Here is a 24,104-nt window from a genome sequence, read left to right on the forward strand (position 1 = left end):
GGGCGCCGCCAGGACGGCGAACGCCCGGCGGGATCAGGCCAGCGCCTTGTCCAGCGCCTTCTCGATCTCGCCCTTGAGCAGGCCGCTCATGGCCGACAGCATCAGGCCGAGCTTGACGTCCACCGCGACCTTGTCCGCCCCCACCGCGATCCTGCCGTCGACGCCGCTGCGCTTGAAGGTCAGCTCGTCGCCCTGCCATTCGCACTGCACGCCGTGCTCCTTCGCCAGACGTTCGGCCAGTTTCTCCGCCTTGGCCCGTGCGGCGTCCAGCCCCAGGCTGTGCGGACGTTCGATGTGGATACGCGACATGGATCGACTCCTGATTGCAGATCGGAAAACTATACTCGGCCAGACAAAACACCGCACCCGCGCCGTCGGACGGCGGCACAGCACTTTCCCCACATCCTGTTAGAATGCCCGGCATTCTTTCCAGGTGAGAACGTCATGAACGATCCCCGCAAAGGCGCCGACGCCGAACCCACCACCCACTTCGGCTACCAGAACGTTCCGGAAAGCCAGAAGGCGAAGAAGGTCGCCCAGGTATTCCACTCGGTGGCAGCCAAGTACGACCTGATGAACGACCTGATGTCCGGTGGCATCCATCGCCTGTGGAAGCGCTTCACCATCGAGCTGTCCGGCGTGCGCAGCGGGAACCGCGTGCTCGACATCGCCGGCGGCACCGGCGACCTGACCCGGCAGTTCTCGCGCCTGGTCGGCCCGACCGGCGAGGTGGTGCTGGCCGACATCAACGCCTCGATGCTCAAGGTCGGCCGCGACAAGCTGCTCGACAAGGGCGTCTCCGGCAACGTCAGCTTCGTCCAGGCGGACGCCGAGAAGCTGCCCTTCCCGGACAACCACTTCGACTGCGTGACCATCGCCTTCGGCCTGCGCAACGTCACCCACAAGGACGAAGCGATCCGCTCCATGCTACGCGTGCTCAAGCCCGGTGGCCGCCTGCTGGTGCTGGAGTTCTCCAAGCCGAGCAGCAACCTGCTGTCCAAGGCCTACGACGCCTATTCGTTCAGCCTGCTGCCGCTGATGGGCAAGCTGGTCACCAACGACTCCGAGAGCTATCGCTACCTGGCCGAGTCGATCCGCATGCACCCCGACCAGGAAACCCTGAAGGCGATGATGGTGGAAGCCGGCTTCGACCGCGTGACCTACCACAACATGACCGGCGGCATCGTCGCCCTGCACCGCGGTATCAAGCCTTAACCGGGGGCGCGCCGATGAGCTCGCTGCTGATCCAGGCCGTGCTGGCCGCCGCCGAAACCGGCATCAATCGCGTCCTGCGCCTCGACGGGACAGCGCTGCCGCGCCTGCGCAGGCTTTCCACCAAGGTCATCGAGGTCGACTGCTTGAGCCCGCCGCTGCGGGTCTTCATCCTGCCCGCCGGCGACGGCCTGCACTTCGCCGCGCAGCATGAGGCGGAGGTCGACTGCACCTTGCGTGCGCCGGCCGGCAACCTCCTGCACCTGGCCCTGGCGCGCGACAAGACCCGCGTCCTGCACAGCCCGGAAGTCAGCATGGACGGCGACAGCGCGGCCCTGCTGGAACTGGCCGGCATCCTGCAAAGCCTGGAGCTGGACTGGGAGTACGAACTGTCGCGCTGGCTCGGCCCGCTCGCCACCCAGGTGCTCGGCAGCGGCCTGCGCGACGCTTCGCGCTGGAGCGCGCAGAGCCTGCACAGCCTGCGCCTGAACCTGGCCGACTACCTTGCCGAGGAAAGCCGCACGCTGGTCGGCCAGCACGAAGCCGAAGCCCGCTTCGCCGAACTGGACCAGCTGAAGCTGGCCCTCGATCGTCTCGACGCGCGCGTCGGACGCCTCAGCCAAAAGACCAAGCCCGACGCATGAAGCTCCTCGCTTTCCGCCGCCTCCTGCGCATCCAGCGCGTCGTCATCCGCTACCGCCTGGACGACCTGATCCTCGAACTGCCGATGCTGCCCTGGTGGCTGCGCCTGCTCGGTGCCACCCTGCCCTGGCGCTGGCTGCCGCGGCGCAAGCTGGAACTGACCCGCGGCGCGCGCCTGCGCCTGGCGCTGCAGGACCTCGGACCGATCTTCATCAAGTTCGGCCAGATTCTCTCCACCCGCCGCGACCTGCTGCCCGACGACATCGCCAACGAACTGGCCTGGCTGCAGGACAAGGTGCCGCCCTTCCCGCCGGAGCTGGCGGTCAAGCGCATCGAGGAACAACTGGGCGCGAAGATCGAACAGGTCTTCGCCCGCTTCGAACGCGAACCGCTGGCCTCTGCCTCGGTGGCCCAGGTCCACGCCGCGCGGCTGAAGAGCGGCGAGGAAGTGGTGGTGAAGGTGATCCGGCCGAACCTGGAACCGGTGATCCGCTCCGACATCGCCTGGCTGTTCATCCTCGCCCGCCTCGCCGAGCGGGTCTCCAGCGAGGCGCGGCGCCTGCACCCGGTGGAAGTGGTCAGCGACTACGAGAAAACCATCGTCGACGAACTCGACCTGCTCCGCGAGGCAGCCAACGCCTCGCAGCTGCGGCGCAACTTCGAAGGCTCGCCGCTGCTCTACGTGCCACAGGTCTACTGGGACTGGTGCCGGCCCAAGGTGCTGGTGATGGAGCGCATCTACGGCATCCCGGTGACCGACCTGGAAACCCTGCGCGACCAACGCACCGACTTCAAGGCACTGGCCGAGCGCGGCGTGGAGATCTTCTTCACCCAGGTGTTCCGCGACAGCTTTTTCCATGCCGACATGCACCCCGGCAACATCTTCGTCAGCACCCGCGCGCCCTGGAGCCCGCAATACATCGCGGTGGACTGCGGCATCGTCGGCAGCCTGACCGACGAGGACCAGGACTACCTGGCGCGCAACCTGATCGCCTTCTTCAAGCGTGACTACCGCAAGGTCGCCCAACTGCATATCGACTCCGGCTGGGTCCCGGCGGAAACCAAGGTCAACGACTTCGAGGCGGCGATCCGTACCGTCTGCGAACCGATCTTCGAGAAGCCGCTGAAGGACATCTCCTTCGGCCAGGTCCTGCTGCGCCTGTTCCAGACCGCGCGCCGTTTCAACATGGAGATCCAGCCGCAACTGGTGTTGCTGCAGAAGACCCTGCTGAACATCGAAGGCCTCGGCCGCCAGCTCTACCCGGAACTCGACCTGTGGGCCACCGCACAGCCGTTCCTGGAGCGCTGGATGCGCGAACGGGTCAGCCCGAAGCAGTTGCTGCGCAATTTCCAGCAACAGGTCGAGCAGGTGCCGCACCTGTCGCAAATGGCCCGCGACACCCTCGAACGCCTGTCACAACCGCACGCCCACAATGCGCCGCCGCCGGAGTGGAAAGGTTCCCGCCACGACTGGCTCGGGCGCCTGGTGGGCGCGGTGCTGCTGGTCGGCGCCGCCGAGGTCGGCCTGGGTCAGCAGCTGGAAGCCTGGCCGGCGTGGGTGATGCTGGCCGGCGGGGTGTTCCTGATCCTGCGCCGCTAGCGCCGCGCACGGCCACTAGGCCCGCGCCGATAGCCAGTCGCGCTCCCGGCTGGCACACTACTCCCATTTCCGCCGGAAACGCACGCAACGTACCGGCAACGAACGTGGAAAGACCATGAAAGACTGGCTGGATGAGATTCACTGGAACGCCGACGGCCTGGTCCCGGCGATCGCCCAGGATCACGAGACCGGGCGCGTGCTGATGATGGCCTGGATGAACCGCGAGGCGCTGGCCCTGACCGCCAGCGAGAACCGTGCAATCTATTGGTCGCGTTCGCGTGGCAAGCTGTGGCGCAAGGGCGAGGAGTCCGGGCATGTGCAGAAGCTGCACGAACTGCGCCTGGACTGCGACGCCGACGTGGTCATCCTGATGGTCGAGCAGGTCGGCGGGATCGCCTGCCATACCGGCCGGGAAAGCTGTTTCTACCGCGTCTTCGAGAACGGCGCCTGGAAGACCGTCGATCCGGTGCTGAAGGACCCGGACGCTATCTACGAACACGCAGGACACCACCATGACTGACACCCTGACCCGCCTGGCGGCGGTGCTCGAGGAGCGCAAGAACGCCGCGCCCGACAGCTCCTACGTGGCCAGTCTGTACCACAAGGGCCTGAACAAGATCCTGGAGAAGGTCGGCGAGGAGTCGGTGGAAACCATCATCGCCGCCAAGGATGCCGCGGCCAGCGGCGACTGCCAGGACCTGATCTACGAAACCGCCGACCTCTGGTTCCACTCGCTGGTGATGCTCTCGGCCCTCGGCCAGCATCCGCAAGCCGTGCTGGACGAACTGGAGCGCCGCTTCGGCCTTTCCGGCCACGCCGAGAAAGCCGCCCGCCAACCATCGGCCTGAACCTACACATTGCGAGGAATACGACATGGGCATTTTTGACTGGAAACACTGGATCGTCATCCTGATCGTCGTGGTACTGGTGTTCGGCACCAAGCGCCTGAAGAACCTCGGTTCCGACGTCGGCGAAGCGATCAAGGGCTTCCGCAAGGCGGTGAACACCGAGGAAGACGACAAGAAGGACCAGCCCGCCGCCCAGCCGGCCCAACCGCTGAACCAGCCGCACACCATCGACGCCCAGGCGCAGAAGGTCGAAGAGCCGGCGCGCAAGGACTGACGGGTAGCCATCGATGTTCGGAATCAGCTTCAGCGAACTGTTGCTGGTCGGGCTGGTCGCCCTGCTGGTGCTCGGCCCCGAGCGCCTGCCGGGCGCCGCACGTACCGCCGGCCTGTGGATCGGCCGCCTGAAGCGCAGTTTCAATACCATCAAGCAGGAAGTGGAACGGGAAATCGGTGCGGACGAGATCCGCCGGCAACTGCACAACGAGCACATCCTCTCGATGGAGCGCGAAGCGCAGAAGCTGCTGGCCCCGCTGACCGGCCAGAATCCCCAGCAGGAAACCCCGCCGCCGGCGGCCGAGAGCCCGGCGCCAAGCGTACCCACGCCGCCGCCGCCCAGCACGCCTGCGGTTCCGCCCGCGGACGCCGCGGCACCGCCGGCAGTCGCTACCTCCACTCCCCCTTCGCCACCGTCCGAGACGCCGCGTAATCCATGAGCGCCGATAAACCCGAGCAGCCCGAGCACGACCAGGAAATGCCCCTGGTCTCGCACCTGACCGAACTGCGTACGCGCCTGCTGCGCAGCGTGGCGGCGATCTTCCTGATCTTCGCCGGCCTGTTCTACTTCTCGCAGAAGATCTACACCCTGGTCTCCGAGCCGTTGCGCCGCTTCCTTCCGGAAGGCACCAGCATGATCGCCACCGACGTCGCCTCGCCGTTCCTCGCGCCGTTCAAGCTGACCATGGTGGTGGCTCTGTTCCTCGCCATGCCGGTGATCCTCGCGCAGGTCTGGGGCTTCATCGCGCCCGGCCTGTACAAGCACGAGAAGCGCGTGGCGCTGCCGCTGCTGGTGTCCAGCATCATCCTGTTCTACGCCGGGATGGCCTTCGCCTACTTCCTGGTGTTCCCGATGATCTTCCACTTCTTCGCCAGCGTGACGCCCGAGGGCGTGGCGATGATGACGGACATCAACAGCTACCTGGACTTCGTCCTGACCCTGTTCTTCGCCTTCGGCGTCGCCTTCGAGATCCCGGTGGCCACGGTGCTGCTGATCTGGATCGGGGTGGTCGACGTCGAGTACCTGAAGAAGATCCGCCCGTACGTGATCATCGGCTGCTTCGTGGTCGGCATGGTCCTGACCCCGCCGGACATCTTCTCCCAGACCATGCTCGCGGTGCCGATGTGGCTGCTGTTCGAGATCGGCCTGCTGTTCGGCCGCCTGGTACGCAAGCGCGGCGAGCATCCGGACGACCAACCGGCCAGCGACGGCGACCAGCCTCCGGCCACCCGCCAGTGAACCTGCTGCTCCTCGACGACGCCGACTTCGTGTCGGCGGATCGTGCGGTCCTGCACGATCGCCGCCTCAAGCACCTGCACGAAGTGCACCGCGCCGAGAACGGCGACACCCTGCGGGTCGGCCGCCTCGGCGGCTGGATGGGCGAAGGCCGCCTGCTGAAGCTCGACGCCAGCGAGGCGACCCTGGAGGTGCGCTTCGACCAGCCGCCGCCGGCCAAGCTGCCGATCACCCTGCTGCTGGCCTTGCCGCGACCGAAGATGCTCCGCCGGGTGTTGCAGACCATCGCCGCGATGGGCGTACCGAAGCTGGTGCTGCTGAACAGCTACCGCGTGGAAAAGAGCTTCTGGCAGACCCCGTTCCTCGACCCGGCGGCGATCCGCGAGAACCTGGTCCTCGGCCTGGAGCAGGCCCGCGATACGGTGCTGCCGGAAATCATCGTCGAGAAGCGCTTCAAACCCTTCGTCGAAGACCGCCTGCCGGCCCTGGCCGCCGGCAGCCTCGGCCTGGTCGGCCATCCCGGCCCCTGGCCGGCCTGTCCGCGCGCGGTGGAGAAGCCGGTGACCCTGGCGATCGGCCCGGAAGGCGGCTGGATTCCCTACGAGGTCGACAAGCTGCGCGAAGCCGGACTGCATCCGGTGCAGCTCGGCGAACGTATCCTGCGCGTGGAAACCGCGGTCAGCGCCTTGCTTGCGCGGTTGTTCTGAAAAAACTCCGGTAAAAGACTGAAGGTTTTCCCCGCCCGGCCGACATCCTCTGTCGCGCAGGGCTCCGCATGACAACCATAAGACCTCGCCCGCCGGCCACGTACCGGCCCTCCGCGCCCGCACGCCGGACGCGACGACGCTGAGCCATTACCTGTTCCGCCACGCCATGGGGCTGTCAACCCAGGGTGTCGCACTGCCTGGAGTAATGACGATGTACGATTGGTGGGTTCTCCAACTGGCCAAGCTGAGCGTCAGCCGCAAGCTGATGGTCGGTTTCGGTGTCCTCCTCGCGCTGCTTCTGCTGGTGGTGATCAGCAGCAACCGCACCCTCACGCACCAGACCGCCCTCAGCGAGCAGCTCGCCGAAGTCGCCAGCCTGATGGAACAGGCCCAGCAAGCCGAACAAGGCCGCCTGGCATTCGAAGCCGGCAGCGACCCGCGCCAGGCCGAGCAGGTCCGCCAGACCCTGGCCGGGATGCTCCAGCGCCTGCAGGCGCTGCGCCACAGCGAGCTTGACCCGGCCGCCCTGGCCCACCAGGCCGAAGCCATCGAAGCCTACCGCAAGGCCTTCGACGACCTCGCCGCAGCCGATCAGCAACGCAGCGCCGCCCGTGGTGTGCTGGTGGGCACTGCACAGCAGGCGCTGGACAGCTTCGCCCGCCTCGAGGAACTGATGGACGCCAGCCTCGCGCAGCAGGCCGGCGACCCGCAGGCCTTGCAACGCAGCCGTGCGGTGGCCGACCTGCACCAACAGTTGCTCATGGTGCGTTACCAGGTGCGCGGCTACGTCTTCGAGCGCAGCGACAAGGCCGAGCAGGCCGCGTTCGCCGCGTTCGACGCCCTCCGCCAGGCCGGCACGACGCTGCGAGGCCAATTGCCCGGCGAGGCCGATGCGGCGCTGGAACAGGCCATGCGCAGCCTCCAGGGCTATCGTGGCGGCATCGAGCAGTTCCGTGCCGGCGTCGTCCGCACGCGCCAGGCGCAGCAAGCGATGCAAAGCAGCACCCAGGATATGGCCCGGGCCGGCCGGACCCTCACCGAAGCCGGTCGCCAATTGCGCGAGAGCACCGCCAGCCGCGACCGCGCCAGCCTCTGGCTGATCGCCGCGCTGGCCCTGGCCTTCGGCTGCGTCGCCGGCTGGGCGATCAACCGGCAGATCGTCCGGCCGCTGGACGAAGCCCTCGCGCAGGCCGAGGCCATCGCCGCCGGCGACCTCGGCAAGCGTCCGCAGAATCCCCTGACCCTCCAGCGCCGCGACGAACTGGGCCAGTTGCAGCGAGTCATGCAGCGCATGGGTGACAGCCTGCGCGAGCTGGTCGGGCGGATCGGCGACGGCGTCAGCCAGTTGGCCAGCTCCGCCGAGGAACTCTCGGCGGTCACCGAGCAGACCCGCGCCGGGGTCAACAGCCAGAAAGTGGAGACCGACCAGGTCGCCACCGCCATGCATGAGATGGCCGCCACCGTGCAGGACGTCGCGCGCAACGCCGAGCTGGCCTCCCAGGCCGCTCGCCAGGCCGATGAAGAGGCGCGCCAGGGCGACGCGGTGGTCGACCAGGCGGTGACCCGCATCGAGCGCCTGGCTACCGAAATGGACGTTTCCAGCGAAGCCATGGCGCGCCTGAAGAACGACAGCGAGCAGATCGGCAGCGTCCTCGACGTGATCAAGTCGGTGGCCGAGCAAACCAACCTGCTGGCGCTCAACGCCGCCATCGAAGCGGCACGCGCCGGCGACGCCGGACGCGGCTTCGCGGTGGTCGCCGACGAGGTCCGTGGCCTGGCCCAGCGCACCCAGCAGTCCACCGCCGAGATCGAGGGCCTGATCCAGCGTCTCCAGCAGGGCGCCGGTGAAGCCGCCGAACGCCTGGAGAACAGCCGCTCGCTGACCGCCAGCACGGTGGAACTGGCGCGCCGCGCCGGCGCCGCGCTGGACAGCATCACCCGCACCGTCTCCGACATCCAGAACATGAACCTGCAGATCGCCACTGCCGCGGAGCAACAGAGCACGGTGGCCGAGGAGATCAACCGCAGCGTCCTCAGCGTGCGCGACGTCGCCGAGCAGTCGGCCGCCGCCAGCGAGCAGACCGCCGCCTCCAGCGGCGAGCTGGCGCGCCTGGGCACGCAGTTGCAGGCGCAGGTGGGACGCTTCCGCCTGTAACATCCCGAGAGGATCCTCCTTGCATCGGCAGCCCCTCCCGTCCATCGAAAGCGGACAGGAGGGGCACCTTTGCGTAGGATCAGGCTTTCGCCTTTTGGGAGATGACGCCATGCGCCCGATGACCATCGATATCGACGAACTGGCCTTCGCCCTGGATACCCCGGGAATCGACCACTACCTCGACCTGCACAGCGGCAAGGTGCTGCTGATCTCCGCCGAGGCGCCCGATCCCGAACTGGACGCATTGCTGGAAAACGAGCCGGAACGCCTGCTGCTGATCGACCCGCTGAGCACCACCCAGTCGCTGGGACTGATGCAGGATTTCCTCCGCGAGGTGGAAGAGCCGCACGCCTATGCGACGCTCGCCAACGCGCTGCAGAGCCGCAAGCCGTTCAAGGCCTTCAAGCACTCTCTGATGGAGTACCCGGAACTGTTGCAGGACTGGTACCGCTACCAGAACGAGCGCCTGCGCGAATGGGCGCTGGACTGGCTGGAGGACAACGATATCCAGCCGGCCGCGCGGCAGAGTCCGACGTCGCTCCTGCCGCCGCCGGGCAAGCCGTTCGCCTAGCGCGGTACTAGAGGACCTGGCGAAGGAAGGCCTGGGCCCGCGGGTCCTGCGGATTGTCGAAGAACTGCGCCGGCGGCGCGTCCTCCAGCAGCTTGCCGTGGTCGAAGAACAGCACGCGGTCGGCCACTTCGCGGGCAAAGCCCATCTCGTGGGTCACGCAGACCATGGTCATGCCTTCCACGGCCAGGGTCTTCATGACGTCGAGGACTTCGCCGACCATCTCCGGATCGAGCGCCGAGGTCGGTTCGTCGAACAGCATCACCTTGGGGTCCATGCACAACGCGCGAGCGATCGCCACGCGCTGCTGCTGGCCGCCGGACAGGCGCGAGGGATATTCGTCGGCCTTCTGCCCGATACCGACCTTGGCCAGCAGCGCCCGCGCCTTGGCCTCGCGCTCGGCCTTGCCGCGTTTGCGCACCACGCGCTGGGCCAGGCAGAGGTTTTCGAGCACGGTCATGTGCGGGAACAGGTTGAAATGCTGGAACACCATGCCGACTTCGCGGCGGTAGGCATTGATGTCGGTCCTCGGGTCGGCCAGGTCGACGCCGTCGATGCTCACCGAGCCTTCGTCGAACTCCTCCAGGCCGTTCAGGCAGCGCAGGAAGGTCGACTTGCCGGAACCGGACGGACCAATCACCACCAGCACCTCGCCCCTGGCCACGCGGGTACTCACGTCGTCCACCGCGCGCACTACCTGGCCGCGGGTATCGAAGACCTTCAGCAGGTTGCGTACTTCAATCACTTTGTCCGAGCCTCCGCTCCAGTCGGGATGCCATGTGCGAAAGGGGCAGGTTCAACAGCAGGTACAGCGCGGCGACGCAGAACCAGATCTCGAAGGTGGAGAACGAGGTGGTGATCGCCTCGCGGCCGCTCTTGGTCAGTTCGGTGATGGCGATCACCGAGACCAGCGAGGTGTCCTTGACCAGGCTGATGAACTGCCCGGCCAGCGGCGGCAGCACGCGCTTGAAGGCCTGCGGCAGGATCACGTAGCGCATCGACTGGCCGGCGTTCAGGCCCAGGGAGCGGGCGGCCTCGTTCTGTCCGCGGGCGATGGACTGCACGCCGGCCCGGATGATCTCGGCCACGTAGGCGCCGGTGAACAGCGCCAGCGCCGCGACCCCGGCAAACTCGCGGGACAGGTTGAGCACGGTGCCGATGAAGAAGTAGAAGATGAAGATCTGCACCAGCAACGGCGTGCCGCGCACCAGTTCGACGTAGATCGTCGACAGGTCGTGCAGGGTCGGGTTCTTCGACAGCCGGCAGAGGCCGGCAACCAGGCCGATCGCCAAGCCGATGGCACCGGACACCAGCGATAGCCAGAGGGTGGTCCACAGGCCCCAGAGCAGTGGGCCGGCGGCCCAGTGGCGGGTCACCCCGACCGCGTCGCCCTCGGCCACGTCGTCGCCTTCGGAGAATTGCAGGCTGTCCTGGGCGACGGTCACGACCTGCTTCTCGCCGCTCTCGCCAAGCAGCGTGACGCGCGCGTCCCTGCCCTGTTCCTCGATAGCCTCGACCCGGCCGATCTCGTTGGCCCGCAACGGCTCCTCGGCCTGGTAGGCGAAGTACTGCGGAACGCGGTTCCAGCGCCATTCATAGGAAATCAGCGAGGTGGAGAACCACAGCGCCCAGGCCAGGACCAGCAGGATCAGCCCGGTCAGCAGGTGCCAGGGCCAGACGGAACGTTTCTTCTTGGTCACGGAAACTCTCTCGAACGATGGAATGCGCAGGTACGACGGCCCCCTTCGCGGGGGCCGTCAGCGGTTCATTCCATTTCCTTCAGCCACTCGGTGTTCTTGAACCACTTGTCGTGGATGCGCTGATAGGTGCCGTCTTCGCGGATCTGATGGAGGAAGTTGTTGATGAAATTGATGCTGTCGTAGTCGCCTTTCTTCAGGCCGAACGCCAGCGGCTCGTAGGTGAACGGCTGGTCGAGGTAGACCAGCTTGCCGGCGCCGAACTTGCTCACCGCCACCACGTTGTAGGGCGAGTCGTAGATGAAGGCGTCGGCCTTGCCGTTGACCACGTCCATCACCGCTTCCGGCTCGTTGTCGAAGCCGTGGTACTTGGCCTTGCTGATCAGCTTGCGGGCAACGATCTCACCGGTGGTGCCGATCTTCGAGGTGATGCTGTACTGCGGATCGTTCAGGTCCTTGTAGGACTTGATCTTGCCTTCCAGCTCCTTGCGCACCAGCAGGGTCTGGCCGACCACGATGAAGGGCTCGGAGAAGTTCAGGCGCAGGTTGCGCTCCTGGGTCAGGGTCATGCCCGAGCCGATCATGTCGAACTTGTCGGTCAGCAGCGCCGGAATGATGCCGTCGTAGCTGGTGGAGACCAGCTCCAGCTTGACGCCCATGGACTTGGCCATGGCCTTGAGCAGGTCGACTTCGAAGCCGATGATCTGGCCGCGCTTGTTGGTCATCTCGAAGGGCATGTAGGTCGGGTCCATGCCGACCCGCAGGGTGCCGCGCTTGACCGCGTCCTCCACCGCGCCGGCCGCCTGGACCGAAGCCACGCCCACCAGGGCGCAGACGCCCAGAACCAATGAAGCAAGATACTTTTTCATTCCCCAATCCCCAGCAGTCTTAGAAACACAGTCGTCGAACGGATGCTCTCGTCGTGTCGCCGTCCCGGGCGGGCAGCAGGCCATGACCGGCTGCGCAAAAGGCGGCCGATAGTACCTCAGCTGGCGAACGATACGAGACTTTCTGGATTGCCGGCGCAGGGTAACAGCAGCGCCGCACGGGGAAAACAGGCAAGAAACAGACCATGCCCCCGGCGGCGTTCCGCCGGGGGCATGGGATCAGGACTGGGCGGCGGGCAGCAGGCCGGCGTCGCCGGGCACTACCTGGGCCAGCGGTACGCTGGCGGCGTGGGGGTCGTCCGCCTCGGCCTTGCGCCAGCGGCCGAGCCAGTCGTCGCGGTCCTCTTCCCAGACCCGCGTATGCAGGCGCGAAAGTGCTACCGGGTCACTCAACAGGGCCAGGCGCGTGGCGCCGTCGAGCTGTTCCGGGCCCTTCTCGATGGCCTTGCCGATACGCTCGCCGCGCACCGTCTCGATGGCTTGCGCACGGTTGTGGCGAGCCGTGCCCATGGCGCAGGCCAGGGCGTTGAGCAACGGATCGACGGCGGCCTTGAGGAAGCCATCCTTGAGCGCATGCCAGCGGTTCTCGTAGGTGTACTCGTCGGTGGCGCGCAGCTCGCGCGGCGTGTCGTACTCCTCCGGGATCAGGAACAGCTTTTCATCGCGGGCGCGCAGGCCCAGCTTCACCCGGCTGGAGATCACCGATACCGGGATAGACAGGATCAGCGAACCGACGATCGGCGACAGCCACCACAGGAAGCGCGGGTTGAGCCAGGCCACCAGCAGGGTCCAGGCGATACCTAGCAGGGTCTGCATGCCGTGCCGGCGGATCGCCTCGCTCCAGGGCGTGGCGTCGTCGTCGCGCTGCGGCGAGTTCCACTGCACCGACCAGCCGAGGAAGGCGGCCAGCACGAAGCGGGTGTGGAAGAGCATGCGCACCGGCGCCAGCAGCACCGAGAAGAACATCTCCAGGAGCATGCTCAGGGTCACTCGGATCACCCCGCCGAAACCCTTGGCGCCCTTGGCCCAGATCAGCATTACGCTGAGCAGCTTGGGCAGGAACAACAGGGTCAGGGTGGTGGAAAACAACGCGATGGCCTTCTCCGGATGCCACTGCGGCCAGATCGGGAACAACTGCCGCGGTTCCAGGAAGTACTGCGGCTCCATCAGCTGGTGCACCGCCAGCAGCGCGGTGGAAAGCACCAGGAAGAAGAACCACAACGGCGCCGACAGGTAGGACATGACCCCGGTGAGGAACACCGCGCGGTGCACCGGGTGCATGCCCTTGACCAGGAACAGGCGGAAGTTCATCAGGTTGCCGTGGCACCAGCGGCGGTCGCGCTTGAGTTCGTCGAGCAGGTTCGGCGGCAGTTCTTCGTAGCTGCCGTCGAGGTCGTAGGCGATCCACACGCCCCAGCCGGCACGGCGCATCAGCGCAGCCTCGACGAAGTCGTGGGACAGGATCGCGCCGGCGAACGAGCCCTTGCCCGGCAACGGCGCCAGGGCGCAGTGGTCGATGAAGGGCTGCATGCGGATGATCGCGTTGTGGCCCCAGTAGTGCGACTCGCCGAGTTGCCAGAAGTGCAGGCCGGCGGTGAACAGCGGGCCGTAGACGCGGGTGGCGAACTGCTGCATGCGCGCATACAGGGTGTCCATGCCGGACGCCTTCGGCGCGGTCTGGATGATCCCCGCCTCAGGATTGGCCTCCATCAGGCGCACCAGCTTGGCTAGGCAGTCGCCGCTCATCACGCTGTCGGCGTCCATCACCACCATGTAGCGGTAGTCGCCGCCCCAGCGCCGGCAGAAGTCGTCGATGTTGCCGCTCTTGCGCTTCACCCGGCGCCGGCGGCGACGGTAGAAGATCTTGCCGAAGCCCTTGGTCTCGCGGCACAGCTCGAGCCAGGCCTGCTGCTCGGCGACGGCGATATCCGGGTCGTTGGTGTCGCTGAGGACGAAGAAGTCGAAGCGCTCCATCTCGCCGGTGGCGGCCATCGACTCGACGGTCGCCCGCAGGCCGGCGAATACCCGCGGCACGTCTTCGTTGCAGATCGGCATGACGATCGCCGTGCGGGCGTCGGCGGCGATCGGCTCGCTGCCGGCGCTGCTGCCGGAGATCCGGTAGCGGTCGCGCCCGGTGAGCAGCTCCCAGAAGCCCATCAGCGCGGTCCAGAAGCCGGCCGAGACCCAGCAGAAGAGGATCGCGAAGAGCGCCAGGATGCCGAACTGGATGACATAGGGCAGCACCTGCTGGACGGTATCCAGCAGGCTCTGCTGGGCCAGTTCCTCCAGGTCGACGAAGGCCCAGCCCTGGTAGGGCAGGATGCCTTTCATGTAGTAGGTGGCGACCGAGGTCTGCGCCAGCATCAACAACAGCAGGATGAACCGGCGCAGCGAGCCGACCCGCTGCCAGCGGGCCCGCGGCAGGGCACGCTTGGGCTTGGGCGGGTTGCTGCGTCCGGTCAGCCGACGCCAGCCGCGCACCAGGATGTTGGTGCGCCAGGGCTCGGGAATCACCTTGGTACGGCGGATCGGCGGGGAAATCTTGAGGAAGGTGCGACCCTGGGCGTCGACGCCGAACATCTCGGCGTCGTCCAGCTCAGGGGTGCCCAGCTGCAGGCGGGCGCGTACCGAGGCCAGGGCGGGATCGCCCCCGGCATCGGCAGCGGCGCCTTCCGCTCCCGCCAGGCGAGCGTGCAGCTCGGAGAAGGAAGCGGACTCGCCAAGTCGCTCCCGCTCCTCTTCCGCCAGGGGAAGATGAGCGAGGTAGTCGGCCAGCGGTGCTTTCGTAGTGGATGGGTTATTCATCGGCAGGCAGCTGATAGCTCCAGGTTTCGCTCAGTGGCTTCTGCGCCTCGTCGACCAGCGCCGCGCGCATTTCCACCGGCTTCTTCGGATCCTTGACCTTGATCCGCAGCGTCAGGCGCCAGCCTTTCAGGACCGGGTTGTAACGCAGGCTGTTCTCCACCACCTCGGCGTTGCTGTCGGTGCTGACCTGGGTAGTCACCGGCGCGTCCGGCGCCAGGTCCTTCAGGGCCGGCCCGTCGAAGTCGACGACCAGGGCGGTGCTGCCGTCCTGCTGGCGGATCAGGTTCTTCTGCTTCACGTCGCCGACCGAGCGCATGGTCTGCTTGACCCAGGAGGATTTCGGGTCGTGCAGCTCGTCTTCATCCATGGTCCAGTGCAGGCGGTAGGCGAAGTCCAGCGGCTTTCCGACCTCAGGCTGGGTCTCGGGGTTCCAGAACGCGACGATATTGTCGTTGGTTTCGTCCGGGGTCGGGATTTCCACCAGTTCCACGGTGCCCTTGCCCCAGTCGCCCTTCGGCTCGATCCAGGCGCTCGGACGCAGGTCGTAGCGGTCGTCCAGGTCTTCGTAGCGGGAGAACTCGCGGCCGCGCTGGAGCAGGCCGAAGCCTTTCGGGTTCTCCACGCTGAAGGTGCTCACCGACAGGTGCTTCGGATTGTTCAGCGGACGCCACAGCCACTCGCCGTTGCCGGCATGGATCTGCAGACCGCTGGAGTCATGCAGCTCGGGCCGGAAGTTGTGCTGCTCGGACGGCTGGTTGGAGCCGAACAGGTACATGCTGGTCAGCGGCGCCAGGCCCAGTTTGCTGACCTTGTCGCGGAGGAACACGCGGGCCTGGACATCCATCACCGCATCCTTGCCCGGACGCAGCACGAAGCGGTAGGCGCCGGTGGCCCGCGGCGAGTCGAGCAGGGCGTAGATCACCAGTTGCTTGTCCTGCGCCTTCGGCCGCTCGATCCAGAATTCACGGAAGCGCGGGAACTCTTCGCCCGAAGGCAGCGCGGTATCGATCGCCAGGCCGCGCGCCGACAGACCGTAGACCTGGCCCTTGCCGACCACGCGGAAGTAGCTCGCGCCGAGGAAGGTGGCGATCTCGTCCTGCTTGTCGGCCTTGTTGATCGGATAGAGCACGCGGAAACCGGCATAGCCGAGATCCTTGGTGGCATTCTCGTCGAACTTCAGGGATCCGAAATCGAACTTGGTGCGATCGTACTTGATCGGCTTGACCGTGGTAGCGGTCACCTCGTTGATCTTCACCGGCGTGTCGAAGTGCATGCCCTGGTGATAGAAGCTCAGCTTGAACGACGTCTTCAGCTTGCCCCAGTAGGCGCGCTCGTTGATGAAACGGATCTGCTGGTAATCGGCGAATTTCATTTCGCTGAATTCCGATGGCAGGTTGCTGGTCGGCGCGGAATACTTGTCGCCGGCCAGGTCCTTGGCCTTGCTCGCCACGTCGTCGATGCTGAACGCCCATACCGGGGCGGCGACGAATGCCAGCGCGGTCGAGCCGGCAAGCAGCAGGGTGCGCACGCGGGCGCGGAAATCGGTGTTTGAAACGGAACGGAAAATCACGAGGCCCCCTCGTCCGTGAACATGAATTACTGAAGACGCCCTGACCGTTCAGGGGTCTCCGACGGCACCGGAGTGCCGGTCGAACATGGTTTCGCCACATTCGCTGCCAAACCCGATAGATAGCCAGATTTGGCGCGATCTGACAAAAAGAATGCCTGTTTCCAGTCATTCGCGTTACGTGCACCGGGCCTGGAAGACCAGGGGGCATGCCGCTCGTCGGCTAGCGACCCCAGAGGTTCCGACCCTGCCCGGGCGGAATGATTCCCGTCCATTGGGTTGCAGGACGCCCCGCCCGGCATCGGGATGCCGGCCGGCCTGTCCTGTACAGCATGAAATCGGCGTGCGGATGATGCACCGAGGTTGTGACAAAAGGCCATGTATCTGTCACAAAAATTCACCGTTCCGGCCCCGCATCCCTCCCTGAAGCACCTTGGGGACAATCCCCTCGACGCCGATCAACTCTCCAGCAGGAAGGTCACCGGCCCGTCGTTGACCAGGTGCACCTGCATGTCGGCGCCGAAACGCCCGGTCGCCACCTGCGGATAGGCCTCCCGCGCCAGTTTCACCAGGTGCTCGAACACCGTCTCTCCTTGCGCCGGCGGCGCCGCGCTGGAGAAGCTCGGACGCAGTCCGCTGCGGGTGTTCGCCGCCAGGGTGAATTGCGAGACCAGCAGCAAGCCGCCCTGCACGTCCAGCAAGGACCGGTTCATCTTGCCCTCGTCGTCGCCGAACACCCTGTAGTTGAGCAGCTTGTGCAGCATCTTCGCCGCGCAACGCTCGCCATCCTCGGGCTCGACCCCGACCAGCACCAGCAGGCCGCGATCGATGGAGCCGACGATTTCGCCGCCAACCTCCACCCGCGCCGCGCCGACGCGCTGCAGCAATGCCTTCATTCGGCCTCCGGCGGCAGGTCGAGCAGTCGCCGGCCGATCTCGTTGGTGGCGCGCACCAGCGCATCGACTATCCCCGGCTCGCTGGCGGTGTGCCCGGCGTCGCGGATGATCTGCAGTTCGCTGTTCGGCCAGGCCTGGTGCAGGGCCCAGGCATTGTCCAGGGGACAGATGGCGTCGTAGCGGCCATGCACGATCACGCCAGGCAGATGGGCGATGCGGTGCATGTCCTCGAGCAACTGGTTGGGCCTGAGGAAGCCCTGGTTGACGAAGAAGTGGTTCTCGATGCGCGAGATCGACAGCGCCCTGCCTGGCTCGGTGAAGCGGTCCACCACCATGGGGTTGGGGCGCAGCGTGGCGGTGCGGCCCTCCCAGGTCGACCAGGCCTTGGCGGCGTGCATCTGGGCGATCTGGTCGCTACCGGTCAGGCGCTTGTGGAAGGCCGCCAGCAGGTCGCCGCGCTCTTCCGGCGGGATCGGCGCGACATAGTCTTCCCAATAGTCGGGGAACAGGCGGCTGGCGCCTTCCTGGTAGAACCAGTGGATGTCCTGCGGACGGCAGAGGAAGATGCCGCGCAGGATCAGCGCATGGACCCGCTCGGGATGGGTCTGCGCGTAGGCCAGCGACAGGGTCGAGCCCCAGGAACCGCCGAACAGCACCCACTTCTCGATACCCAGGTGCTCGCGCAGGCGCTCCATGTCCGCCACCAACTCCCAGGTGCTGTTCTTCTCCAGGCTGGCGTGGGGCGTGGAACGGCCGCAACCGCGCTGGTCGAAGGTGACGATACGGTAGAGGTTGGGATCGAAGAAGCGACGCGACAGGGCATCGCAACCAGAGCCGGGGCCGCCGTGGACGAAGACGACCGGCAGTCCGTCCGGCGAACCGCTTTCGTCGGCATACAGCACATGCGGTTCGTCGACGGCCAGCTCGTGGCGAGCGTAGGGTTTAATTTCCGGATACAGAACTAGCATGATGCGCTCCCGAGGCGATGTGTTCGGCCCCCGGCGCAAACGTCGACAGCGGGGCCCGTCCTTTGCTCTGCCGCGCATGATACTTCGGCGCCGGGAAAAAAACCGAGCGGCTTTCATGTCCGCCCCGGTAGACAGGAAACCATCAATCCAAGCAACGGCGCCTGGCGCCGGGAGAACGAGCATGGCCGAGGCCTTGCGACACCGTATCCGCGCCGCCGGCCTGCTGGTGGTGGAGCAACGCATCCTGCTGGTCCGCCACGAGGTCGGCGGCGACATCTACTGGATTCCGCCCGGCGGCGGCTTCGAGTCGGAATGCGACGAATCGACGAAGGATACCGTCCGGCGCGAGTTTTTCGAGGAGACCGGCCTGCGGGTGGACGTCGGCCCGCTGGTCTACGTGCGCGAATTCGCCGAACCCGCCGCCGGGCGCTTCCACATGGAGCTGTTCTACCGCATCGACGCCTGGCGTGGCGAGCCGACCCTGGCCAACCTGAAGGGCCTGGGCGGCGACGAGTTCGATATCCGCGAGGTCGGCTGGATCGCCCGCGACGAACTGCCTGGCCTGCCGTCTTTCTATCCGGCCGAACTGGCCGACGACGTCTGGTCGCGCCTGGACGCGCCGACGCCATCGATCCGCCACCTCGGCCTGCAGCGCTAGACGCTCACTGCACCGGATCGCTGGTGGGGTTCTCGAGGATCGCCTTCAGCTCCGCGGTCATGGGGAACTCCAGGTTCAACCCCTTGGGCGGGATCGGCTGCTGGAACCAGCGCTGGTAGATGCCCTGTATCTCGCCCGAGCGATACAGCCCGGCCAGGGTCTCGTTGACCAGAGCAAGGAACTGCGGGTCGTCCTTGCGCACCATGCAGCTGTAGATCTCCCGCGATTGCGGCTCGCCGACCACCACCCAGTCGTGCGGCTGGCGCGCCTTGGCGCGTTCGCCGTAGAGCAGCGCATCGTCCATGTAGAAGGCCACCGCGCGACCCGATTGCAGCATCTGGAAGGCTTCGCCGTGGTCCTTGGCGCTGACCACGTTCATCCCCAGCTTGTGTTCGGCGTTGTAGTTCTTCAGGTAGCGCTCGTTGGTGGTGCCGGCGGTGGTCACCACGTTCTTGCCCTTGAGGTCGTCGAAGTGGGCGATGCCGCTGTCCTTGCGGGTCAGCAACTGGCCCTTGACGTAGATGAAGCCGTAGGAGAACGCCACCTGTTTCTGCCGCTCGGCGGTGACCCCGGTGGAGCCGCACTCCAGGTCGACGGTGCCGTTCTGCACCAGCGGGATGCGAGTCTGCGAAGTGACCAGGTTGTACTTCACCTTGAGTTCCGGCTTGCCGAGGGTGCTTTTGAGCCGTTCCACCACCTTGCCGGCCAGTTCCACCGAATAGCCCATGGGCTGGCCGCTGTTATCGCCAAGGTAGGAGAAAGGCACCGAGGCATCGCGATAACCCAGGGTTATCGTGCCGTTGTCGGCAACCTTCTTCAGGGTGCCGCTGAGTTCCTCGGCCTGCGCGGCGCCGATGGCGAGCGACAGGGAGAGTGCGAAAGTGCTGGATACAAGGGTTTTCATCGGAGGTTCTGCCTCTTTTTTCTTATGGCTATGGAAAGTAAGTCAGCCCCTGGCCGCCACCACGGTGATCTCCACCAGCACCGACGGACGCGCCAGCTCCGCCTGGACGGTGGTCCGGCTGGGCGCCTGGCCGGTCGGCAACCACTGGGTCCAGACCTCGTTCAGGGCGGCGAAATCGCGGGCGATGTCCTTCAGGTAGATGGTCGCGCTGAGGATACGCTCCTTGCGCGACCCGGCCTCGGCCAGCAGCGCGTCGATCTTCGCCAGCACCTCGCGGGTCTGGCCATGGATATCCTCGGCCTGGCCCGGCACCTGGCCGGAAAGAAATACCAAGGCGTCGAAGCAGACCGCGGCGGACAGGCGGTCGTTGGTGGCGATACGGGTCGGTTCCATGGGAGTGCTCCAGTCGAGGGGGGATCAGCCAGCCAGCGCGCCGCGCGGCAGCAGGCCAGTGGTATCGATGCTCGGCGGGCGGCGGCCGATCTGCTCGGCCAGCAGGCGCGCGCTGCCGCAGGCCAGGGTGAAGCCGAGCGCGCCGTGGCCGAGGTTGAGCCAGAGGTTGCGGTAGCCGCCGTTGCCCACCAGCGGTACCCCGGTGGGCGTGGCCGGGCGCATGCCGGCCCATTCGACGGCGGCGTCGAAATCGCCGCCCTGCGGGAACGTGTCCCGCGCCTGCTGGCGCAGCAGTGCCAGGCGCGCGGGCTCGAGGCCGGGGTCGAAGCCGACGATGTCGACCATCGCGGCGATCCGCAGCCGCTCGCCGATCCGCGCGTAGACGATCTTGCGGTCGTAATCGGTGATGCTGGTATCCGGCGCGCGGTGCTGCGCGCCGACCGGTAGGGTCAGGCTATAGCCCTTGAGCGGGTATAGCGGCAGGCGCAGGCCCGGCAGCATCAATTCGGCGCTGCGGTAGCCGGCGGCCAGCACCACATGATCGGCCTCGATGAGATCGCCGCCGACCTCGACGCCACGCACCGCCGCGCCGCCCTCGACGATCTTCGTCACCCTGCGGCCATGCAGTTGCCGGCAATGTCCGGAAGCCTGCAGGCGCTCGGCAAGTTGCACGCAGAAGGCATGGCAGTCGGCGACCTCCTCGTCCGGCGTGTGGATGCCGCCGACGAAGGGCGCGGCGGACAGGGCCGGCTCCAGCGCGAGGCACTCGGCGGCGGTCAGGACGAATTGCGCCGAAGGATCGGCCAGGCCCTGGCGGGCCCGCGCAAAGCTGGCCGGTTGGCGAAACGCCACCAGCTTGCCGTTGCGCCGCCAGTCGAAGCCATCGAGGCCATCCTCCTCGCGCCAGGCCTGCAGGGTGCGCTGGCTGAGCAATGCCAGGCGCAGCAGGTGCGCGGCATTGCGGCGGTTCAGCGAGCCGCGGCAGGCCGCGAGGAAGCCCAGCAGCCAGCGCCACTGCGCCGGATCAAGGCGCGGCCGCAGGCGCAACGGCGCATCGTTGCGCAGCAGCCAGCCGAGCGCCTGGGCCGGCACGCCGCTGTCGGCCAATGGCGCCACGTAGCGATAGGACAACTGCCCGCCATTGGCGTAGCTGGTTTCCAGCCCGCCCCGCTCGCGCGCTTCCACCAGGGTCACGTCGAACCCTTCGCGAACCAGGGCGTAGGCCGTGGCCAGGCCGACCACGCCGGCGCCGATGATGCAAACCCGCTGAGCCATGACAATCGTTATCCAGGCGTTTTCCAGGGCTTCGACGATAGGCGCGGATGACAGCGGTAGGACAATGAATAAAGATGGCCAGGGTATAAATCCAGGTTATGGGTTCGCGCCGATGATGAAGCTCCGCCATATCGAAGTGTTCCAGGCGATCCGCCAGGCTGGCTCGGTCAGCGGCGCCGCGCAGTTGCTGCATGTGTCCCAACCGGCGGTGAGCAAGGTCCTGCAGCACGCCGAGCAGCAACTGGGCTTCCCGCTGTTCTTGCGAGTGCGCGGCAAGCTGCTGGCGACTCCGGAAGCGCTGGAACTGGAGCGCGAAGTGGCCAAGCTCAGCGATAGCCTGCAGGCGGTGCGGCGCCTGGCGCAGAACCTGCGGCGCCAGCCGGGCCACAGCCTGCGCATCGGCGCCACCCCGGCCCTGGCGCTGTCGCTGCTGCCGCGGGCGATCGGCGAATGGAGCGCGCGCTATCCGCAGAGCGGCTGCGAACTGGCCACCTTGCATTCGCGCGAGCTGGTGCAGGGCCTGCTGATGCGCGAACTGGACCTGGCCCTGAGCCTGAAGCAGCCGGAACACCCCGGCCTGCGCGGCGAAGCCATCGCCAGCGGCGTATTGGTGGCCCTGGCGCCGCGCGAACACTGGCCCGAAGCGGAACGCCGGCAGCCGCTGAGCCTGGCCGGGCTGGCCGGCGAAGCGCTGATCGGGCTGTCCACCGCCGACCCGCTGTTCGCCCGCCTGGAGGATTACCTCAGCGCCGTGGAGCCACCGCCGCAGGTGAAGATCGCCGTGCAGACCTACGCCCTCGCCCGCGCCCTGGTGGAGGCTGGGGCGGGCCTGGCGCTGGTCGATCCCTTCACCGCCCTCGGCGCCGACCCGCACAGCACCGCGATCCGCCCATTGAGCCCGGCCTTCCCGGTCACCCTCTACGCCATCACCCGCGCCGACGAAACCCCGCCGCACACCCTCGCTCCGCTGCTGCGGATGCTCGCCCGCCAGGCCGAGGAGCGTTTGCGGGCCGTGCAGATGTAGCATTTGCCGCCTGGCCTGCCGCTGGAAACCTTGGACGTCGTTCTGGCCCACGCCTCGCGTACTTACCGCTCCGGCTTCCAGTCTGGGCGGTCCACGTCGTAGCCTTGGGTCGGGTGAGGAGGCAGAGGATGGTCCTTTATCAAATTGGGAAAACGCAAATCAGGATCAGCGGCAAGTTGATCGTAAATACCATCATATAGTTTGTGCAGCTTCTCATCGGGGGCGTACCACATTCTATCGACATCAGGACTGGCTTTATCAAAAACACCGGAGATAAATAAAGCCGCACTCTTTCCGCCCTGAGAGACTGACGTCTGATAATAACCCAATGCTTTTGGAAAATTATGCTCTACTATCTTGTAATACGCCCCCAACTCATAACTAGCCGGCGCATGGCCCTGGCTAGCAGCACAGTGAGTATACGCCAACCCCAAATCCTTTTTTTTGGCCACATATATATAGAGCTTACCTAGCTCGGTTAGTGCCGGCGGATTTCCTAGGCTAGCAGCCTTATCAAGAAAAGTAAGTCCGTCAGTTGCAGGGTTTTTAACCCCGGCGCGATTTCCAATCATTGCTCCCATATTATAGAACCCCTGAGGCACATCCAGATCTATCATCTTTTGATAGAGATCCAATGCCTTCTGCGTATCTTTTTCTACTCCTCCGGGCCACCCTGTACGATAAAGATTCGCCAGGTTGTGCATGGCCTTCCAGTGGCCGCGCTCGGCCGCCTTGCTGTACAACCCGACGATACGAGGCCACGGACGCAAGGTATCGGGCTTGGCCAGGGTCGCCGCTTCGCGATACCAAGCATCGGCCTGCGGGTCCAGGGGGGGTAGATGGTCCTTTTCGTTAACGCAGACAAAAGGCTTGCTGTCAGCCATAGCGGGAACTGCTGCGAGACAAAGTACAGCCCATATTCCAATAGCCATTATCCGAATCACTGACCCGGCTTCCAGTCGGGTCGAGCTGCGTCGTAGCCCTGGACGGGGTGGGGTGGCAAGGGGTTATCTTTTACCAAATTGGGAAAACGAAGATCGGGGTCGGCATCAATTTGCAGATAGAGGGAGTAGTAGAATTTCTCAAGCTTTTCATCCGGCGTATACCACATTGCACTTGAAGGAGGCGTCCTCTTTCCGAAGACGCGCGAGAGAAAAAAGGCTGCGCTCCTGCCGCCTTGAGAGACGGAGACTTGATAGTAGCCAAGTGCCTTTGGATAATTATGCTCAACCAACTCATAGTAGCTTCCAAGCTCATAGCTCGCCGGAGCATAACCTTGACTGGAAGCACAACTGGTATACACCACCCCCAATTCCTTTTCCTTGGCCACATAAATATAGAGTTTACCCAACTCGGTCAGTGCTGGCGGGTTCCCCAAACTAGCGGCTTTATCCAAGAAGGTCAGACCATCGGTAGCAGGGTTCTTAACACCGGCACGATTACCAATCATTGCCCCCATATCATAGAACCCCTGAGGCACATCCAGATCTATCATCTTTTGATAGAGATCCAATGCCTTCTGCGGATCTTTTTCTACTCCTCCGGGCCACCCTGTACGATAAAGATTCGCCAGGTTATGCATCGCCTTCCAGTGGCCGCGCTCGGCCGCTTTGCTGTACAACCCGACGATACGAGGCCACGGACGCAAGGTATCGGGCTTGGCCAGGGTCGCCGCTTCGCGATACCAAGCATCGGCCTGCGGGTCCAGAGGGGGTAGATGGTCCTTTTCGTTAACGCAGACAAAAGGCTTGCTAACAGCCATGACAGGAACCGCTGCGAAGCAGGATG

Annotated in this window: 26 protein-coding genes; 13 read left to right on the top strand and 13 right to left on the bottom strand. The window is 65.7% G+C overall.

Annotation, left to right across the window (positions count from 1 at the left end):
* Positions 1–33 precede the first annotated feature (33 nt).
* A complete protein-coding gene (locus tag VQ067_RS27695) occupies positions 34–309 on the bottom strand; it encodes a polyhydroxyalkanoic acid system family protein (protein WP_003095874.1) in 276 nt (91 codons plus the stop codon).
* A gap of 135 nt (positions 310–444) precedes the next feature.
* Between VQ067_RS27695 and ubiE the strand changes: the two genes are divergently transcribed.
* From ubiE to VQ067_RS27750, 11 genes are all read left to right on the top strand, one after another.
* The gene (gene ubiE / locus VQ067_RS27700; protein WP_033991488.1) at positions 445–1,215 is read left to right on the top strand and encodes a bifunctional demethylmenaquinone methyltransferase/2-methoxy-6-polyprenyl-1,4-benzoquinol methylase UbiE; all 771 of its coding nucleotides are present in this window, start codon (positions 445–447) and stop codon (positions 1,213–1,215) included.
* Positions 1,216–1,229: 14 nt separating this feature from the next.
* Positions 1,230–1,856, top strand: a complete 627-nt coding sequence (locus tag VQ067_RS27705; RefSeq protein ID WP_003110866.1) for a ubiquinone biosynthesis accessory factor UbiJ — start codon at positions 1,230–1,232, stop codon at positions 1,854–1,856.
* The gene (gene ubiB, locus VQ067_RS27710; protein ID WP_003116128.1) at positions 1,853–3,454 is read left to right on the top strand and encodes a ubiquinone biosynthesis regulatory protein kinase UbiB; all 1,602 of its coding nucleotides are present in this window, start codon (positions 1,853–1,855) and stop codon (positions 3,452–3,454) included. Before VQ067_RS27705 ends, ubiB begins: the two co-directional genes overlap by 4 nt.
* A 115-nt stretch (positions 3,455–3,569) precedes the next feature.
* Positions 3,570–3,974, top strand: a complete 405-nt coding sequence (gene hisI / locus VQ067_RS27715) for a phosphoribosyl-AMP cyclohydrolase (RefSeq protein ID WP_003110867.1) — start codon at positions 3,570–3,572, stop codon at positions 3,972–3,974.
* Positions 3,967–4,302, top strand: a complete 336-nt coding sequence (locus VQ067_RS27720) for a phosphoribosyl-ATP diphosphatase (RefSeq protein WP_019486260.1) — start codon at positions 3,967–3,969, stop codon at positions 4,300–4,302. Before hisI ends, VQ067_RS27720 begins: the two co-directional genes overlap by 8 nt.
* 25 nt (positions 4,303–4,327) lie before the next feature.
* Positions 4,328–4,576 carry a twin-arginine translocase TatA/TatE family subunit gene (locus VQ067_RS27725; protein ID WP_003095893.1) on the top strand — a complete coding sequence of 83 codons (249 nt, stop codon included), beginning with the start codon at positions 4,328–4,330 and terminating at the stop codon, positions 4,574–4,576.
* Between the two features lie 13 nt (positions 4,577–4,589).
* On the top strand, positions 4,590–5,015 hold the full coding sequence (tatB, locus tag VQ067_RS27730) for a Sec-independent protein translocase protein TatB (RefSeq protein WP_033991491.1): 426 nt from the start codon (positions 4,590–4,592) through the stop codon (positions 5,013–5,015).
* Positions 5,012–5,815, top strand: a complete 804-nt coding sequence (gene tatC / locus VQ067_RS27735) for a twin-arginine translocase subunit TatC (RefSeq protein WP_003095896.1) — start codon at positions 5,012–5,014, stop codon at positions 5,813–5,815. The genes tatB and tatC overlap by 4 nt, the downstream gene beginning before the upstream one ends.
* Positions 5,812–6,519, top strand: coding sequence for a 16S rRNA (uracil(1498)-N(3))-methyltransferase (locus VQ067_RS27740; protein WP_003095898.1), 708 nt, complete (start codon positions 5,812–5,814; stop codon positions 6,517–6,519). Before tatC ends, VQ067_RS27740 begins: the two co-directional genes overlap by 4 nt.
* Before the next feature lie 211 nt (positions 6,520–6,730).
* Positions 6,731–8,674, top strand: a complete 1,944-nt coding sequence (locus VQ067_RS27745) for a methyl-accepting chemotaxis protein (protein ID WP_033991492.1) — start codon at positions 6,731–6,733, stop codon at positions 8,672–8,674.
* Positions 8,675–8,783: 109 nt separating this feature from the next.
* Positions 8,784–9,245 (top strand): UPF0158 family protein, encoded by a 462-nt coding sequence (locus tag VQ067_RS27750; RefSeq protein WP_003135810.1) that lies wholly within the window; start codon positions 8,784–8,786, stop codon positions 9,243–9,245.
* A gap of 7 nt (positions 9,246–9,252) precedes the next feature.
* On the opposite strand, the gene VQ067_RS27755 is transcribed toward VQ067_RS27750, so the two are convergent.
* From VQ067_RS27755 to pip, 7 genes are all read right to left on the bottom strand, one after another.
* The gene (locus VQ067_RS27755; RefSeq protein WP_003095906.1) at positions 9,253–9,987 is read right to left on the bottom strand and encodes an amino acid ABC transporter ATP-binding protein; all 735 of its coding nucleotides are present in this window, start codon (positions 9,985–9,987) and stop codon (positions 9,253–9,255) included.
* Positions 9,980–10,942, bottom strand: coding sequence for an amino acid ABC transporter permease (locus tag VQ067_RS27760; RefSeq protein WP_003103450.1), 963 nt, complete (start codon positions 10,940–10,942; stop codon positions 9,980–9,982). The genes VQ067_RS27755 and VQ067_RS27760 overlap by 8 nt, the downstream gene beginning before the upstream one ends.
* A 65-nt stretch (positions 10,943–11,007) precedes the next feature.
* Positions 11,008–11,808 carry a transporter substrate-binding domain-containing protein gene (locus VQ067_RS27765; protein ID WP_003095910.1) on the bottom strand — a complete coding sequence of 267 codons (801 nt, stop codon included), beginning with the start codon at positions 11,806–11,808 and terminating at the stop codon, positions 11,008–11,010.
* A 237-nt stretch (positions 11,809–12,045) separates the two neighbouring features.
* On the bottom strand, positions 12,046–14,631 hold the full coding sequence (mdoH, locus tag VQ067_RS27770; protein ID WP_003135824.1) for a glucans biosynthesis glucosyltransferase MdoH: 2,586 nt from the start codon (positions 14,629–14,631) through the stop codon (positions 12,046–12,048).
* The gene (locus VQ067_RS27775) at positions 14,624–16,201 is read right to left on the bottom strand and encodes a glucan biosynthesis protein G (RefSeq protein ID WP_033991493.1); all 1,578 of its coding nucleotides are present in this window, start codon (positions 16,199–16,201) and stop codon (positions 14,624–14,626) included. Before VQ067_RS27775 ends, mdoH begins: the two co-directional genes overlap by 8 nt.
* A 455-nt stretch (positions 16,202–16,656) precedes the next feature.
* Positions 16,657–17,094, bottom strand: coding sequence for a D-aminoacyl-tRNA deacylase (gene dtd, locus VQ067_RS27780; protein WP_003095916.1), 438 nt, complete (start codon positions 17,092–17,094; stop codon positions 16,657–16,659).
* Positions 17,091–18,062 carry a prolyl aminopeptidase gene (gene pip, locus VQ067_RS27785; RefSeq protein WP_003095918.1) on the bottom strand — a complete coding sequence of 324 codons (972 nt, stop codon included), beginning with the start codon at positions 18,060–18,062 and terminating at the stop codon, positions 17,091–17,093. Before pip ends, dtd begins: the two co-directional genes overlap by 4 nt.
* A gap of 181 nt (positions 18,063–18,243) precedes the next feature.
* On the opposite strand from pip, the gene VQ067_RS27790 reads away from it, so the two are divergent.
* A complete protein-coding gene (locus VQ067_RS27790) occupies positions 18,244–18,720 on the top strand; it encodes an NUDIX domain-containing protein (protein ID WP_003095920.1) in 477 nt (158 codons plus the stop codon).
* Between the two features lie 4 nt (positions 18,721–18,724).
* On the opposite strand, the gene VQ067_RS27795 is transcribed toward VQ067_RS27790, so the two are convergent.
* Genes VQ067_RS27795 through VQ067_RS27805 form a run of 3 tightly spaced genes read right to left on the bottom strand, consistent with a single transcriptional unit; the run spans position 18,725 to position 21,292 of the window.
* Positions 18,725–19,624 carry a transporter substrate-binding domain-containing protein gene (locus VQ067_RS27795; RefSeq protein WP_003115039.1) on the bottom strand — a complete coding sequence of 300 codons (900 nt, stop codon included), beginning with the start codon at positions 19,622–19,624 and terminating at the stop codon, positions 18,725–18,727.
* 42 nt (positions 19,625–19,666) lie between these two features.
* Positions 19,667–20,017: a RidA family protein gene (locus VQ067_RS27800; RefSeq protein ID WP_003095925.1), complete on the bottom strand. Its 351-nt coding sequence runs from the start codon at positions 20,015–20,017 to the stop codon at positions 19,667–19,669.
* 24 nt (positions 20,018–20,041) lie between these two features.
* Positions 20,042–21,292 (bottom strand): D-amino acid dehydrogenase, encoded by a 1,251-nt coding sequence (locus VQ067_RS27805; RefSeq protein WP_003135827.1) that lies wholly within the window; start codon positions 21,290–21,292, stop codon positions 20,042–20,044.
* Between the two features lie 64 nt (positions 21,293–21,356).
* Here VQ067_RS27805 and VQ067_RS27810 point away from each other — a divergent pair, with 64 nt between their 5' ends.
* A complete protein-coding gene (locus VQ067_RS27810) occupies positions 21,357–22,316 on the top strand; it encodes a LysR family transcriptional regulator (protein WP_074241107.1) in 960 nt (319 codons plus the stop codon).
* A 62-nt stretch (positions 22,317–22,378) separates the two neighbouring features.
* Here the strand turns inward: VQ067_RS27810 and VQ067_RS27815 are convergent, their stop codons facing one another.
* Positions 22,379–23,248: a tetratricopeptide repeat protein gene (locus VQ067_RS27815; RefSeq protein WP_073662715.1), complete on the bottom strand. Its 870-nt coding sequence runs from the start codon at positions 23,246–23,248 to the stop codon at positions 22,379–22,381.
* A gap of 8 nt (positions 23,249–23,256) precedes the next feature.
* Positions 23,257–24,078, bottom strand: coding sequence for a tetratricopeptide repeat protein (locus VQ067_RS27820; protein ID WP_049862400.1), 822 nt, complete (start codon positions 24,076–24,078; stop codon positions 23,257–23,259).
* Between the last annotated feature and the right edge of the window lie 26 nt (positions 24,079–24,104).

This window comes from Pseudomonas sp. KBN12P06040 (assembly GCF_037574965.1).
Taxonomy (GTDB): domain Bacteria; phylum Pseudomonadota; class Gammaproteobacteria; order Pseudomonadales; family Pseudomonadaceae; genus Pseudomonas; species Pseudomonas aeruginosa.

Coding starts and splice junctions, on each gene's coding strand:
- VQ067_RS27695 (WP_003095874.1), bottom strand. CDS start 309: ATGTCGCGTATCCACATCGAACGTCCGCACAGCCTGGGGCTGGACGCC.
- ubiE (WP_033991488.1), top strand. CDS start 445: ATGAACGATCCCCGCAAAGGCGCCGACGCCGAACCCACCACCCACTTC.
- VQ067_RS27705 (WP_003110866.1), top strand. CDS start 1,230: ATGAGCTCGCTGCTGATCCAGGCCGTGCTGGCCGCCGCCGAAACCGGC.
- ubiB (WP_003116128.1), top strand. CDS start 1,853: ATGAAGCTCCTCGCTTTCCGCCGCCTCCTGCGCATCCAGCGCGTCGTC.
- hisI (WP_003110867.1), top strand. CDS start 3,570: ATGAAAGACTGGCTGGATGAGATTCACTGGAACGCCGACGGCCTGGTC.
- VQ067_RS27720 (WP_019486260.1), top strand. CDS start 3,967: ATGACTGACACCCTGACCCGCCTGGCGGCGGTGCTCGAGGAGCGCAAG.
- VQ067_RS27725 (WP_003095893.1), top strand. CDS start 4,328: ATGGGCATTTTTGACTGGAAACACTGGATCGTCATCCTGATCGTCGTG.
- tatB (WP_033991491.1), top strand. CDS start 4,590: ATGTTCGGAATCAGCTTCAGCGAACTGTTGCTGGTCGGGCTGGTCGCC.
- tatC (WP_003095896.1), top strand. CDS start 5,012: ATGAGCGCCGATAAACCCGAGCAGCCCGAGCACGACCAGGAAATGCCC.
- VQ067_RS27745 (WP_033991492.1), top strand. CDS start 6,731: ATGTACGATTGGTGGGTTCTCCAACTGGCCAAGCTGAGCGTCAGCCGC.
- VQ067_RS27750 (WP_003135810.1), top strand. CDS start 8,784: ATGCGCCCGATGACCATCGATATCGACGAACTGGCCTTCGCCCTGGAT.
- VQ067_RS27765 (WP_003095910.1), bottom strand. CDS start 11,808: ATGAAAAAGTATCTTGCTTCATTGGTTCTGGGCGTCTGCGCCCTGGTG.
- mdoH (WP_003135824.1), bottom strand. CDS start 14,631: ATGAATAACCCATCCACTACGAAAGCACCGCTGGCCGACTACCTCGCT.
- dtd (WP_003095916.1), bottom strand. CDS start 17,094: ATGAAGGCATTGCTGCAGCGCGTCGGCGCGGCGCGGGTGGAGGTTGGC.
- pip (WP_003095918.1), bottom strand. CDS start 18,062: ATGCTAGTTCTGTATCCGGAAATTAAACCCTACGCTCGCCACGAGCTG.
- VQ067_RS27790 (WP_003095920.1), top strand. CDS start 18,244: ATGGCCGAGGCCTTGCGACACCGTATCCGCGCCGCCGGCCTGCTGGTG.
- VQ067_RS27795 (WP_003115039.1), bottom strand. CDS start 19,624: ATGAAAACCCTTGTATCCAGCACTTTCGCACTCTCCCTGTCGCTCGCC.
- VQ067_RS27800 (WP_003095925.1), bottom strand. CDS start 20,017: ATGGAACCGACCCGTATCGCCACCAACGACCGCCTGTCCGCCGCGGTC.
- VQ067_RS27805 (WP_003135827.1), bottom strand. CDS start 21,292: ATGGCTCAGCGGGTTTGCATCATCGGCGCCGGCGTGGTCGGCCTGGCC.
- VQ067_RS27810 (WP_074241107.1), top strand. CDS start 21,357: ATGAATAAAGATGGCCAGGGTATAAATCCAGGTTATGGGTTCGCGCCG.
- VQ067_RS27815 (WP_073662715.1), bottom strand. CDS start 23,248: ATGGCTATTGGAATATGGGCTGTACTTTGTCTCGCAGCAGTTCCCGCT.
- VQ067_RS27820 (WP_049862400.1), bottom strand. CDS start 24,078: ATGGCTGTTAGCAAGCCTTTTGTCTGCGTTAACGAAAAGGACCATCTA.